The organism is Methylocystis sp. (genome assembly GCF_051062815.1).
GTDB lineage: Bacteria > Pseudomonadota > Alphaproteobacteria > Rhizobiales > Beijerinckiaceae > Methylocystis.
The window spans coordinates 85,518-98,265 of the sequence record NZ_JBPFDU010000099.1 but is presented as its reverse complement, the minus strand read 5'-3'; the positions used below and the strand labels follow the sequence as shown (position 1 = coordinate 98,265).

Here is a 12,748-nt window from a genome sequence, read left to right as displayed (position 1 = left end):
CCGTCCATGTTGGGATTTTGCCTATATAATCCGCCGCCGCCTAAAGCGCAATCAATCCGGAAACTCCCGCTAAAGCGCCGCCAACTCGGCAAGCGCTCATGCTGAGTCCTGCTCGCGGGCATGCGCCGGGCGCAATCCGCGCAAATGCGCCGGCAACAATTCGCCGATCGTTTCGCCGATGGCGGCGCCGTAGCGGTGAAACAAGAGGCCGAAGACGATGAGCAGAACGCCGATGCCCGACAGCGCGAAGGGGAAAAGGATCGAATCCTTGAAAACGCTGCCGGCGAGATAGCTCAGATAAGTCGTGACGCCGACGGCGCCGAATACCGCATAGACGCGGCGCATCAGGAAGAGCGACAGAAAAATCAGTCCCACGTTGACGCCGCAGTAGAGCGCCTTACCCAATTCGTTGCCGCTGTGCTGGGCCGTCAGCCCACCCCAAAAGGCCAGCAGCCCGAAGAGATGCAGCCAGAAAGCGAAATCGCCGTTCCGCCATCGCTTGAGATCGACGAGCCAGGCCACGGCGAGAACGACGAGTCCAAAATACATGCTCACCGTCGCCCGCTGATCCCATGAAAATTCTGCGACGCCCATCAGCCAGGGCGTCAGATCCATCGACATGAACCAAAGCGCGAAGGCGATGATCATGACGAGGAACGGAAAGGGAAAGGCGAGCAGCGCGACAGACGCCGCGCCGATCGTTCCAAGCTCCATGGGAAGCCAGCTGGATTGAATCCAAATGTAGAAGTCCCGGTAGGGGCGCGCCTCCCCCGCCGGACTGACGTCGTACATCGACTGCAGCGCGAAGATCGCGAGCGGCGCCATGCCGACCGCGCAAGCGATGAGCAGCCCGCCGGGCGTATGCAGGTCGCGCCGACGCCAGAGATAAGCGCCGGCGAAGGCGAACATGGCGGCGTAGACGATCGCGGTGACCAGCAGCGCCTTATCGCCCCAAAGGCCAAAGGCCGTCGTCGAAAACATGCCCATGGCGCCGAGCACGATCAGCGCGCCGGCGTACCAAAGCAGGTTGACGACGTCATAGCGCGGCGCTTGGGACGTCACCTCCGCTATCGCTGCGCGCCGCGACGCAAGAAAATGCGACAGCCGCTCGAAGGACGCCGCGTCAATTGCGCCGGCGTCGCGGGCGGCCGCGATATCGTCAATGGTGAACCGAAACTTCATGGCGCTGCTCCTTTGCGAGGACATCCATATGCCGCGCTACGGAAAAAACTTTGTGCAAACGCACAAGAGCGTAGCCGTTCCGAGCGAATTTGACAGCCGCCGCCGCTTGCGCCCATCTAACTGCGGCGCCCACGACGCGAAGGATGAAATGCGACAGAGAAATTCGGGCCTTACCTACGCCGACGCTGGCGTCGATATCGACGCAGGCAATCGGTTCGTCGACATGATCCGTCCCGCCGTGCGTTCGACGCGGCGCTCCGGCGCCGACGGCGAGATCGGCGGCTTTGGCGGCGTGTTCGATCTCCAGGCGGCCGGATTTTCCGATCCTGTCCTCGTCGCGGCAAACGACGGCGTCGGCACCAAGGTGAAGATCGCGATCGAATCCGGTCTGCATGAGACGATCGGAATCGATCTCGTCGCCATGTGCGTTAATGACCTGATCGTTCAGGGCGCCGAGCCGCTTTTCTTCCTGGATTATTACGCGGCCGCCAAACTCGACCCGAACGTCGCGACGTCGGTGGTGAAGGGCATCGCCGCCGGCTGCGTCGAGGCGGGGTGCGCCCTGCTTGGCGGCGAAACCGCCGAAATGCCCGGCCTCTATGCGCGCGGCGACTATGACCTCGCCGGATTCGCGGTCGGCGCCGCAGAGCGCAATCGCCTTCTACCCCGCGATGTCCATGCCGGCGACGTGCTTTTCGGACTCCCCTCCTCCGGCGTCCATTCCAATGGCTATTCGCTCGTACGCAGCGTTGTGAAGCGCGCCGGCCTTGCGTGGAGCGCCACCGCGCCTTTCGCGCGAGACCTCAATCTGGCCAAGGCGCTGTTGACGCCGACCCGCATCTACGTGAAGCCCCTGCTCGCGGCCTTGAAGGCGACGCCGCAAATCGTCGCCCTCGCCCATATCACCGGCGGCGGCTTTCCCGACAATCTCCCGCGCGTGCTGCCAAGCGGGCTAGGCGTCGCGCTCGATCTGTCGACGTTCGCGCCTCCGCCGGTTTTCCGTTGGCTCGCCGAGACGGGAGGCATTGCGGCAAGCGAGATGCTGCGCACCTTCAACTGCGGCATCGGCATGGTGGTGGTGGCCTCCGAGCCCGCCGCCGGCGAGGTGGAGTCGGCCTTGCGCGCCGTCGGCGAGAAGCCCGTGCGCATCGGCAAAGTCATCGAGACCGACGGCGAGCGCGTCGTTACGCACGGGACTCTGACGTTGTGACGCGGCTGCGCACCGCGATTCTCATCTCGGGTCGCGGCTCAAACATGGACGCGCTGATCGCCGCCGCCAGGGACCCCAGCTTTCCGGCTGAAATCGCCCTTGTGCTTTCCAATCGCCCCGATGCGCCGGGCCTCGCCAAGGCGAAGGCCGCTGGCGTCGCGACGGCGGCGGTCGACCACAAGATTTATGCGGGACGCGAGGAATTCGAGCGTTCGCTGCAATTGGTGCTGGAAACCTATCGCATCGAATTCATTTGCCTCGCAGGCTTTCTCCGCATGTTCACGCCCTGGTTCGTCGGCCTCTGGCGCGGGCGCATGCTCAACATCCACCCTGCCCTGTTGCCCTCCTATCGCGGACTCGACACGCATGAGCGTGCGCTGGCCGACGGCGTAAAGATTCACGGCGCCACCGTGCATTTCGTCGTGCCCGAGATGGACGAAGGTCCGATCGTCGCGCAGGCCGCCGTGCCCGTGCTCGACGATGACACGCCGCAGACGCTCGCCGCCCGTGTGCTTGCGCAGGAGCATGTCATCTATCCGATGGCGCTGCGATTGGTCGCGTCGGGCGCCGTACGGATCGAAGGCAATCGCGTGCTCGCGGCGCCGGCGCCCCGCGAGGCAGCGCTCATTGTTCCCGACGCAACCACGCCGATCCAAGGAATTTCATGACGATCACGCTTTACTGCTTCCGCCCTGTCGCCGGACTGCCGGACGCATCGCCTTTCGTGACGAAAGCGATGGTGCTTTTGAAGATGGCGGGCCTCGACTATGTCGAAGACCGCAGCGGCTTCTCGAAAGCGCCGAAAGGCAAGCAGCCCTATGTCCATGACGACGGCGAAATCGTCGCCGATTCGACCTTCATTCGCTTCCATATCGAAAAGACATACGGCGTGGACTTTGACGCGCAGTTGAGCGACGCGCAAAAGGCCGTCGGCTGGTGCGTCGAAAAGATGTGCGAAGAACATCTCTATTGGATCATCGTCCATACCCGCTGGATGGACGAGGCTAATTTCGAACGCGGTCCGGCGCGTTTTTTCTCGAGCGTGCCCGCCCTCGCGCGCCCGCTGGCGAAATGGTTCATTCGCCGCAAGATCGCCAAATCGCTTTGGGCGCAGGGTATGGGCCGTCACAGCCCGTCGGAAATCGATGCGCTCGGCGTGCGCGACATCGAAGCGCTCGCGACGTTGATCGGCGACAAGCCCTATCTCTTCGGCGATGCGCTCTGCGGCGCCGACGCTACGGTCTTCGCCTTTGTGGCGTCGGTCTTATCGCCGATGTCGGAGAGCGCCGTTCGCGACGCGGCGCTCGCGAACGCCAACCTTGTCGCCTATCGCGACAGGATCATGCAGGCGTATTTCCCTGAGACCGCGGCGGCCTAATTTCCGCGTCGGGCCGTCTTGGCCGGGCTTGGCCCGGCCATCACGCCGTCACATCTCATGCCCCCGACAAGCGCGGGCATGACGCCTTGGCTAGCCGACGATCTCGTTGCCGGAAAAGAACTGCGCGATTTCCACCGCCGCGGTTTCTGGCGCGTCTGAGCCGTGCACCGAATTCTCGCCGACGCTCAGCGCATGTTCCTTGCGGATCGTTCCCGGCGCGGCGTTCGCAGGATTGGTCGCACCCATGACTTCGCGGTAGCGCGCGATGGCGTTCTCGCCTTCGAGCACCTGCACGACGACGGGCTCGGAAATCATGAAGTCGACGAGCTCGCCGAAAAAGGGGCGCTCCTTATGCACGGCGTAAAAAGCTTCCGCCTGTTCGCGCGTCATGTGAATACGCTTCTGAGCGACGATGCGCAGGCCCGCATCTTCGATCAGCGCGTTGATCTTGCCTGTGAGATTGCGCTTCGTCGCGTCGGGCTTGAGAATGGAAAAAGTGCGTTCGATCGCCATAGGAGCGCGTCGCCTCGTCGTTGGAGCATGGTGTAGGCGTCGCGCTTATATCGGTCGCTTGGCGAGGCGGCAAGCCTAGATCGCCTCGGCCTTTTCCGCTTCGCTGCTCGTTGGCGAGGGCCGGAACCTGGTCGCCGGATCGTTGCGATCGATGCGCCAGTTCGGATGGTGGAAATGCAGGACGCGATCGCCATTATAGGAAACGACGGCATTGTCGAACGTCAGCGCGCCGATCCGCCGCCAATTACGAAACGTCCCTTTCTTAAATCCGGTGCGGCCGGTCATTTCGCCATCCTCGGTGACCTCGATGGTGAAAACAATCTCGCGCCTTGGCGTCGGATCGCCCTTGTCGAACATCATCGCGAGCAATTCGTCGCGTGAATCGAGGTCATCTCCTTCAATTCGCGGAAGACCCGGCGCAAGCTTTAAGCGCATGAAGCGCGGCGCTCGGGTAGGAATGTCGCGAGGCTTGCCGAGCTCGGCGACTTCGTGGAGCTGCCGCTCGGTCGGATCCTTATCGGTGATCGCGAATACGACGCCCGCGGTCATGACAATTGGCGAGGTCCGCCAATCATTCGAAAGCGTGACGTTCGGCGCATTGACGAATTCGACATCGTTGATGTAGCGCGTCGAGGCGCCGACGATATCGTCGATCGTGAAGAAATTCGCCGTCTGCAATGGCTCCTTATGGTCTGGGTCTGTGGTTGGAAAAAGCTTGCCGGCGATGCCCTGCCCGCGCGGTTTGCCGCGCTTCACCGCCCCGCCGTTGGAATAGCGCGCGACGACAAGCGCCTTGCTGCCCTTTTGGAAATAGCCGGTGTAGCCGCTGTCCTCGGTAATTTCCCAGACCCCCGTCAGAACGACGCCCCAGGGATGCACGATGCGTCTGAAGCCTTTCTTGTCAGGTCCCCACCTGAGGTCGCTGCGGGCGTCGACCGATCGCTCGGCGGCCTGCGTCAGGAAGTGCCTGCCCCGCCAAAGCGCGCGCAACATGTCGAAAAAGGTCGGCATCACGAAGGGGAGCGGCTCTTCTCCTGGCGCGCCCCAGACCTTTTGATAGGGATTGGAGAACACTGCGTCGCGCACTTCACTGAATCGCGAACCCGGATAGACGCGGTCTTCATCGACCAGCTCGATGACGCCGAAATCATTCTGGCTCATGGCGCGCCTTTCTTTCAATCGATTGATGAAAACAAACCCTTCTGAACGGATGACTTTATTCGAGCCCATACGATTGTCCAGCTTCGCCTGATCAGCGATAGGCGCTCGCGACGCCGATAAAATCCTTGGCCGTCAAACTCGCGCCGCCGACAAGCGCGCCGTCGACATTGGCGACATGCATCAATTCGTGGGCGTTCGACGGCTTGACCGAGCCGCCATAGAGAATGCGAATGTCGGCGCTCTTGCCGCCGCCGAGCCCGGCTTCGATCCGCTCGCGCGCGAAGGCGTGCATTTCGGCGACGTCATCGACGGTCGGCGTCAAGCCTGTGCCGATCGCCCAGACCGGCTCATAGGCGACGACGATATGCGCAGGCGCGTCAGCGGGGAGAGAGCCCTCGATCTGCGCGCCGACGACGCTCAGCGCATCGCCTGCCTCTCGCTCGGCGCGCGTTTCGCCGACGCAAATGATCGGCGTGAGCCCGGCGCGCAGGGCGGCGGCGGCTTTCGCCTGCACGTCGGCGTCGGTCTCGCCATGGTCCGAACGACGTTCACTGTGACCGACGATGACGTAGGAGGCGCCCGCGTCCTTGAGCATCTTGGCGGAAATGTCGCCGGTGTGAGCTCCGCTGGCCTCGGCGTGGCAATCCTGCCCGCCAAGGCTTAAGCCGCCCCGAGTCGCAATCTCGCGCGCGAGGGCGATCAGCGTGGCCGGCGGGCAGACGATCAGCTCGGCGCGCGCGCGCAGCGCATCGTCATAGGCGGCGCCCATCGCCTCGATCTCGGCCAGCGAGGCGCGCAGCCCGTTCATTTTCCAATTTCCGGCGACGAGCGGACGACGGATCATGCGAAATGCTCCTGACAATACGCTTGGGTAACAGAGCTATGGGCGCGCAACAATGCGGCCGCGCGCCCATAGGAATGTCATTGCGCCGTCATTTATTTCGATATATCTGGATTTATGGAAATAGAAGCGGCTCTCGCCTGTCTTTCCGCGCTTTCGCAGCCGACGCGGCTTGAGACCTTCCGTTTGCTCGTCCGGCACGAGCCCGAGGGTCTGCCGGCCGGCGACGTCGCGCGGGCGCTCTGCGTTCCGCAAAACACGCTCTCCGCCCATCTCAACGTGCTTTCACAGGCGAAGCTCGTCATCAGCGCCCGCACTGGCCGAAGCATCGTCTATCGGGCGGATCTTTCGCGGCTGAATGCGCTGGCGCGCTTCCTCGCCGAAGACTGTTGCGGCGGCGCGCCCTGCGCGCCCGCCGAATCTCTTGCACGCATCAAATGTGAGTCTCCCCAATGACAGACAGGATCTACAACGTGCTGTTCCTCTGCACCGGCAATAGCGCGCGTTCGATCATGGCCGAAGCGCTGCTGCGCGAGCGCGGCGCCGGCCGGTTCAACGTTTTTTCCGCCGGCAGCCATCCCAAGGGCGAGGTGAACCCTTACGCGCTCAAAACGCTGGAGACGATGGGCCTTCCTTCCAAAGGCTATCGCTCAAAAAGCTGGGACGAATTCGCCCGCCCTGACGCGCCCCGCATGGATTTCGTCTTCACCGTCTGCGACAACGCAGCGGGCGAAGCTTGTCCGGCATGGCCTGGTCAGCCGATGACCGCGCATTGGGGCATCGAAGACCCTGCGGCGGTCGAAGGAAGCGACATAGAAAAGCAGCGCGCCTTCGCCACCGCCTTCCGCTATCTGCGCAACCGCGTCGATCAGTTCTGCGCGATTCCGCTGCGTCGCCTCGACAAACTCGCGCTGAGCCAGCGCCTGCGCGAGATCGGCGAGATGGAAGGCGCAACATCGCCGAACGCGGTCACGGAGTAAGTCATGACCATTTTCGAACGCTATCTCTCGCTCTGGGTGGCGCTCTGCATCGTCGCCGGCGTCGCGCTGGGCCATTTTCTGCCGGGCGTGTTTCACGCGATCGGCGCGATGGAGGTCGCAAAGGTCAATTTGCCTGTCGCGGCGCTCATCTGGCTGATGATCACGCCGATGCTGATGAAGATCGACTTCGCCGCGCTTGCGGAAGTCGGACGTCACTGGCGCGGGATTGGCGTCACGCTCGCCGTCAATTGGGCTGTGAAGCCCTTCTCAATGGCGCTGCTCGGATGGATTTTCATCGGCTATCTGTTTCGACCCTATTTGCCGGCGGACCAGATCGACTCCTATATCGCCGGCCTGATCCTGCTCGCGGCGGCCCCTTGCACCGCCATGGTGTTCGTCTGGTCGAATCTCACCAAGGGCGAGCCGCATTTCACCCTGAGCCAGGTCGCGCTCAACGACGCAATCATGATCGTCGCTTTCGCGCCCATCGTGGGGTTGCTGCTTGGACTGTCCTCGATCGTCGTGCCCTGGGACACGCTGTTTCTCTCGGTGGTCCTCTACATCGTCGTTCCGGTGATCATCGCCCAGCTCGCCCGCAAACGGCTGCTCGCGGCAAGCGGCGAAAAGGGTCTCGCCAGGACGCTCGCGCATATCGGCCCGGCGTCGCTCATCGCGCTGCTCGCGACGCTCGTTCTGCTCTTTGGTTTTCAGGGGGAACAGATCATCCGGCAACCCGCGATCATCGCCATGCTCGCGGCGCCGATACTGATCCAGGTCTATTTCAACGCCGGGCTCGCCTATCTGCTCAATCGCGCGGCGGGAGAAGCGCATTGCGTCGCCGGCCCTTCGGCGCTGATCGGGGCAAGCAATTTCTTCGAACTGGCGGTCGCGGCGGCCATCAGCCTGTTCGGCTTTGACTCTGGCGCTGCGCTTGCCACCGTTGTTGGCGTCCTGATCGAAGTTCCAGTGATGCTGAGCGTCGTCTGGATCGTCAATCGGAGCAAGGGTTGGTATGAGCGCGGAGCGCTTCGATCGGCTGATCGAATCTCCGCGCCCATCGATCTGCCCTAGATCAGCAGAGGCGATAGCCATACGCCGCGAGCTGGCGGCCGGTGATGCGCATCATGGGCGCCGGAGCTCGATTGCCGTGGCGTCGCACGTGAGCCATGAAGGCTTGGCGCAGCCGGGGCTTATAATGCGCGGCGAAGACCGCGGTCATGCGCGGATCGACGACGCCCCCCTCGGGCCCGCCAAACCAGGGCGCATGGAAGCCGAAAACCGCGCCCTCGGAAACGCAGGACTGGGGATTCGCCAGATAGAGCGTGCATGAGGAATCGCATTCAGTCGGGCCAATCCGGATCGGCTCGCCCCGAGCTCGCGCCCTCGCAAGCCTGGCTTCATATTGCTCCACGCGTCCGCCATAATCCGGGGACATGACATCGAAAGCATTCGCGGGCGCAGTCAAAAGTACAAGCGTCATCGTTCCTGCAAGACCAAGTGATCGCAGCATAGGATTTCCTTTTGGGGCGCTCGTAAGGGGGCGGCCGCGCCGCCCACAGCTGTCAGGGCTCAGTCGACCGAGCGCATGTCTCGGGCCCCTCGGGAAGGGGAAGGGCAACAACTCGCGCCTCTTCCAGCTTCAGCGTTCCTTTTCTAAACAAGCGATATCTGCAGTGCAAGCAGGGCCTTAACTTTATGGTTAATTTTTTTGTAGATGACGCTTGGCAAGATGGCAATGCGCCCTAGCGCCTTCAGCCCAACGATACGTCGAGATCCATGGCGCGCGGGAGGTTCGGCGCCTAACAAACACAGCGGATCCATCTCCAGAGCTGCTAAATTTATTTTCCCGCATTTGCAAAGGAGCGAAGGTTGAAACTCCCTCCATTTCGCGTCGCGCTCGTCATTCTTCTTGGACTCGCTTTCGCGTGGCTGCAGTTTGCGGAGCCGGCCGGCCCGCCGCCCGCGCAGATCGACTGGCGCGAGGACGGCCAGCTGCATGTATTTTTCTCGCCCGACTGTCCGCATTGCCATGAAGCCATCGAGTTTCTCAAACAGCGGCGCAAAATCGCTTACGTGCTACACGACATTTCAAAGCCGTCGAGCGAGGCGCTCTTTCGTAGAGTCGTGAAGCACTACGGCATAGAGGACCCAGCCGTTCCCCTCTTCGTGCGCGGCTCGCGCTATGTCATTGGCTTTGACTCAGCGCAAACGACCGGGCGCGACATTCTCGCGCTGCTTTCCGGCCAGGAAACCGTCGCGCGACGCGCCGCCGAATCGAAAATCACCATTCCTCTCATCGGCGAAATCGATCCGACGCATCATTCCCTTCTCGCGCTGACAGCGCTCATGGGTTTGTCGGACGGGTTCAATCCGTGCGCGATGTGGGTGCTGATCTACCTGATCTCTCTCATCGTGAATATTCAGGATCGGCGAAAAATCTGGTGGCTGGTGGGCACTTTCGTGCTCGCTTCAGGAGTCCTGTACTTCCTGTTCATGACCGCGTGGCTCAACACTTTTCTTTTCATTGGATATATTCGACCGCTCACGCAGCTCATCGCGCTGACGGCCATCGGTTTCGGCCTCGACCATCTCATCGGCGTCGCAAGGGCGCGCGGAGAGGTCGTCTGCGAAGTGGGCGACCTGGAGCAACGCCAGCGCACGATGCAATGGGGACGCAAGATCGTCGCCGCGCCCGTAGGGATCGCCAGCCTCGTCATGGTGATTGCGCTCGCCTTCGCGGTGAACGCGATCGAATTCATCTGCTCTGCGGCATTGCCGGCGATCTACACGCACTTGCTTGCGTTAACCGATCTGCCGATCGCTCTGCACTATGCCTACATCGGGCTCTACGTCGCCTTTTTCATGCTGGACGATCTCATCATCTTCGGATTGGCGGCCTTCGCCGTGCAGAAAATTGTCAATACCCGCTACGCCGCCATCAGCCGCATGATCGGCGGAGTCGTTCTCATTGGCCTCGGCGGTTGGATGCTGGCGCGTTGAGCGAGGGGACACCCGTGCAACCGCAATGCAAGGAAGAGCGCGCTCATATACCGGATCGACGCTCCGCACTGCGACGGAACGCCGGGAGGTGTCGCTGTTGCGAAGCCTGTTGAAGCCGCGTTAAGACGTCGCGAACTCTCGCGTCGCTGACTTGCGCCAAAAGCCGCGCATACATCGCGGCGTTCTCGATCTCCGCCTCGACTCCCGCTTTGCACGCTTCGGCAAGACTCGAGGGCGCCAGGACCTGACCCGCCCATCTATCCTTCGGCGGCTCGATGCCGAAGCGTTCAAAAAGACCGAGAAGCGCGTTCGCGTGGCGCTCTTCGGCTTCAATGATATTCACAAAGGGTCTGACTGGCCCGAATCTGTCGATCACGCTTTGATAGGTCGCGCGAGCCTTGTATTCATCGTCGAGCGCCTCGCGCAGCGCTCCGATCGTCTTTTCGTCGACTGACATGCTGCCTTCTCCAACTTAGTGGTTTCAATTCAAATGGCGGCCATGCGTTTCAAATGGTGGCCATGAGTTCAAGACCAAGAAGGCGTGACAACAAGTAGCGACGACCGCACCAGCAGCGGGCCGTCGATTCGCCACGGCGGCGTTCGCCGCAATCGGCCAGCCGCGCGCTTGAAGTTCCGCGATCCGGGCCCTTATCCATCAGATACGGCGCGGTTTGCGGTCGCCGGACAGCCCTTTTCAAGGAGACGCGTTAATGACGATCGAAGAAGAACAGAGTCAGACGCGCGAGGTCGTTGGGGTGTTCAACGACGCTGGCGCGCTTCAAGAGGCCATCGACGATCTGATGTCGTCGGGCTTCGATCGCGCTGAGATCAGTCTGCTCGCAAGCGAGGAGGCCGTCGATGAAAAGCTCGGTCATAAATACAAGAAGGTCACCGAGCTTGAAGACGAGGAGGCCGCGCCGCGGACGCATTACGTCTCGGTGGAATCGATCGGCGATGCGGAAGGGGGCGTGATCGGCGGGCTGGTGTATGTCGGCGCCGGCGCGGCGATCAGCGCCATATTCGCGTCAGGCGGCGCCCTGGCGACGGTGATCACAGGCGCGCTGCTGGCGGGAGGAAGCGCCGGCGTGCTCGGCGCGGCTTTGGCCAGGCTGATCGGCGAACATCACGCGAAACACCTCGAAGAACAACTTCGCCATGGCGGCCTGCTCCTTTGGGTGCGGACCTGGGACGCCGAGCGCGAACGTAAGGCGAAGGAGATCTTGGCGCGCCATTCCGGGCGCGATGTCCACGCCCATACCGTAAAGCCCTAGCGGGAGCGCTTGCGCTTCTTCTCGATATCCATCGCAAGCGACTTGCCCAGAATGTGCTCGTCGCGGCCGATGACATGTGCGCTGGCGCCGACGATGAGCGGATCGGGCCCGTGTACGACGCTATGATCTTTGTTCGGATAATCGAGGCTCGATAAAAAGTGCTGCATGCAGTTCAGGCGCGCGCGCTTTTTATCGTCCGATTTGATGACGATCCACGGCGCGTCGGCCGTGTCGGAGAAGAAGAACATCGCCTCCTTCGCCTCGGTGTAATCGTCCCATTTGTCCATCGACGCACGATCAATCGGCGAGAGTTTCCACTGCTTCAAGGGATCGGTCATGCGCGAGCGGAAGCGGCGCTGTTGCTCCTCGCGCGTCACCGAGAACCAATATTTGTAGAGGCGAACGCCGGAATTGACGAACATGCGCTCAAGATCGGGACATTGGCGCATGAAGTCGAGATATTCGTTCGGGGTGCAGAAATTCATCACGCGCTCGACCCCGGCGCGATTGTACCAGGAGCGGTCGAAGAACACGATCTCGCCGGCCGCCGGCAGGTGCTGGATGTAGCGCTGGAAATACCACTGGCTGCGCTCGCGCTCGGACGGTTTTTCCAGCGCGACGACCCGCGCGCCGCGCGGATTGAGATGTTCCATAAAGCGCTTGATCGTGCCGCCCTTGCCGGCGGCGTCGCGCCCCTCGAACAGCAAGACGATGCGTTGACCGGTCTCCTTCACCCAGTTTTGCGCTTTGAGGAGCTCCACCTGCAGGAGTTCCATGTGCCGGAGGTAGACCTTCTCGCTCAGGCGCGTCTTGTAGGGAAATTCTCCTGATTCAAACGCCTTCCGGACCGCCTCGGCGTCAGCCCGCAGGCGACGGACGTCCTGATATGGCGCGTGGGGATGCGCCGCGCGCTCGGCCCCCTGAACGTCCCCGGGCTCAGCCTCGACTTTGGGACCTGGAACCTCCACGCCGGTCGCAGCGACGGCGTTAACGGTTTCATCCATTATCGCATCTCATTTCCGGCGCGCGCTCCGATCTGGAACTGCTCAGGCGGGATTTCGGCTCGGGGGAGACTGCAGGCATTCGAAACACAGGGCAATAGCGCATTTCGACGCGTCGGCGGTTCTGTGCGGAGCGCATTGCCACGCGCCCGCCCCCTCCCTATAGTCCGCCGCCAAAACCGGGGGAACCGGATCCAACGCACCCAAGGAA

General features: G+C 62.2%; 15 protein-coding genes. 8 read left to right on the top strand and 7 right to left on the bottom strand.

What is annotated here, in order from left to right; translation table 11 throughout:
- Nucleotides 1–96 precede the first annotated feature (96 nt).
- Nucleotides 97–1,182, bottom strand: a complete 1,086-nt coding sequence (locus tag ACR65W_RS20915; protein WP_434500549.1) for a hypothetical protein — start codon at nt 1,180–1,182, stop codon at nt 97–99.
- Between the two features lie 148 nt (nt 1,183–1,330).
- Here ACR65W_RS20915 and purM point away from each other — a divergent pair, with 148 nt between their 5' ends.
- Genes purM through ACR65W_RS20900 form a run of 3 tightly spaced genes read left to right on the top strand, consistent with a single transcriptional unit; the run spans nt 1,331 to nt 3,770 of the window.
- A complete protein-coding gene (purM, locus tag ACR65W_RS20910) occupies nt 1,331–2,392 on the top strand; it encodes a phosphoribosylformylglycinamidine cyclo-ligase (RefSeq protein WP_434500550.1) in 1,062 nt (353 codons plus the stop codon).
- Nucleotides 2,389–3,060 (top strand): phosphoribosylglycinamide formyltransferase, encoded by a 672-nt coding sequence (purN, locus tag ACR65W_RS20905; protein WP_434500551.1) that lies wholly within the window; start codon nt 2,389–2,391, stop codon nt 3,058–3,060. Before purM ends, purN begins: the two co-directional genes overlap by 4 nt.
- A complete protein-coding gene (locus ACR65W_RS20900; RefSeq protein ID WP_434500552.1) occupies nt 3,057–3,770 on the top strand; it encodes a glutathione S-transferase family protein in 714 nt (237 codons plus the stop codon). Before purN ends, ACR65W_RS20900 begins: the two co-directional genes overlap by 4 nt.
- Before the next feature lie 90 nt (nt 3,771–3,860).
- Here ACR65W_RS20900 and ndk read toward each other — a convergent pair whose 3' ends face one another.
- The 3 genes from ndk to tpiA form a co-directional block, all read right to left on the bottom strand.
- On the bottom strand, nt 3,861–4,283 hold the full coding sequence (ndk, locus tag ACR65W_RS20895) for a nucleoside-diphosphate kinase (RefSeq protein WP_018408682.1): 423 nt from the start codon (nt 4,281–4,283) through the stop codon (nt 3,861–3,863).
- Between the two features lie 75 nt (nt 4,284–4,358).
- The gene (locus tag ACR65W_RS20890; RefSeq protein ID WP_434500553.1) at nt 4,359–5,444 is read right to left on the bottom strand and encodes a hypothetical protein; all 1,086 of its coding nucleotides are present in this window, start codon (nt 5,442–5,444) and stop codon (nt 4,359–4,361) included.
- 91 nt (nt 5,445–5,535) lie between these two features.
- Nucleotides 5,536–6,288: a triose-phosphate isomerase gene (tpiA, locus tag ACR65W_RS20885; protein WP_434500554.1), complete on the bottom strand. Its 753-nt coding sequence runs from the start codon at nt 6,286–6,288 to the stop codon at nt 5,536–5,538.
- Between the two features lie 114 nt (nt 6,289–6,402).
- Here tpiA and ACR65W_RS20880 point away from each other — a divergent pair, with 114 nt between their 5' ends.
- From ACR65W_RS20880 to arsB, 3 genes are read left to right on the top strand one after another with little or no spacing between them, the layout of a single operon-like run.
- Nucleotides 6,403–6,741 (top strand): ArsR/SmtB family transcription factor, encoded by a 339-nt coding sequence (locus ACR65W_RS20880; protein ID WP_434500555.1) that lies wholly within the window; start codon nt 6,403–6,405, stop codon nt 6,739–6,741.
- The gene (locus ACR65W_RS20875) at nt 6,738–7,265 is read left to right on the top strand and encodes an arsenate reductase ArsC (RefSeq protein ID WP_434500556.1); all 528 of its coding nucleotides are present in this window, start codon (nt 6,738–6,740) and stop codon (nt 7,263–7,265) included. The genes ACR65W_RS20880 and ACR65W_RS20875 overlap by 4 nt, the downstream gene beginning before the upstream one ends.
- Nucleotides 7,266–7,268: 3 nt before the next feature.
- Nucleotides 7,269–8,336, top strand: coding sequence for an ACR3 family arsenite efflux transporter (arsB, locus tag ACR65W_RS20870; protein ID WP_434500557.1), 1,068 nt, complete (start codon nt 7,269–7,271; stop codon nt 8,334–8,336).
- A gap of 1 nt (nt 8,337) precedes the next feature.
- Here the strand turns inward: arsB and ACR65W_RS20865 are convergent, their stop codons facing one another.
- On the bottom strand, nt 8,338–8,775 hold the full coding sequence (locus ACR65W_RS20865) for a hypothetical protein (RefSeq protein ID WP_434503101.1): 438 nt from the start codon (nt 8,773–8,775) through the stop codon (nt 8,338–8,340).
- Nucleotides 8,776–9,134: 359 nt separating this feature from the next.
- On the opposite strand from ACR65W_RS20865, the gene ACR65W_RS20860 reads away from it, so the two are divergent.
- Nucleotides 9,135–10,265, top strand: a complete 1,131-nt coding sequence (locus ACR65W_RS20860; RefSeq protein ID WP_434500559.1) for a glutaredoxin family protein — start codon at nt 9,135–9,137, stop codon at nt 10,263–10,265.
- Nucleotides 10,266–10,308: 43 nt separating this feature from the next.
- Here ACR65W_RS20860 and ACR65W_RS20855 read toward each other — a convergent pair whose 3' ends face one another.
- Nucleotides 10,309–10,722, bottom strand: a complete 414-nt coding sequence (locus tag ACR65W_RS20855) for a ferritin-like domain-containing protein (RefSeq protein WP_434500560.1) — start codon at nt 10,720–10,722, stop codon at nt 10,309–10,311.
- 253 nt (nt 10,723–10,975) lie between these two features.
- On the opposite strand from ACR65W_RS20855, the gene ACR65W_RS20850 reads away from it, so the two are divergent.
- Entirely contained in the window at nt 10,976–11,536 is a 561-nt protein-coding gene (locus ACR65W_RS20850) for a hypothetical protein (RefSeq protein ID WP_434500561.1), read from the top strand.
- Here the strand turns inward: ACR65W_RS20850 and ppk2 are convergent.
- Entirely contained in the window at nt 11,533–12,540 is a 1,008-nt protein-coding gene (ppk2, locus tag ACR65W_RS20845) for a polyphosphate kinase 2 (RefSeq protein ID WP_434500562.1), read from the bottom strand. The genes ACR65W_RS20850 and ppk2 overlap by 4 nt on opposite strands.
- Between the last annotated feature and the right edge of the window lie 208 nt (nt 12,541–12,748).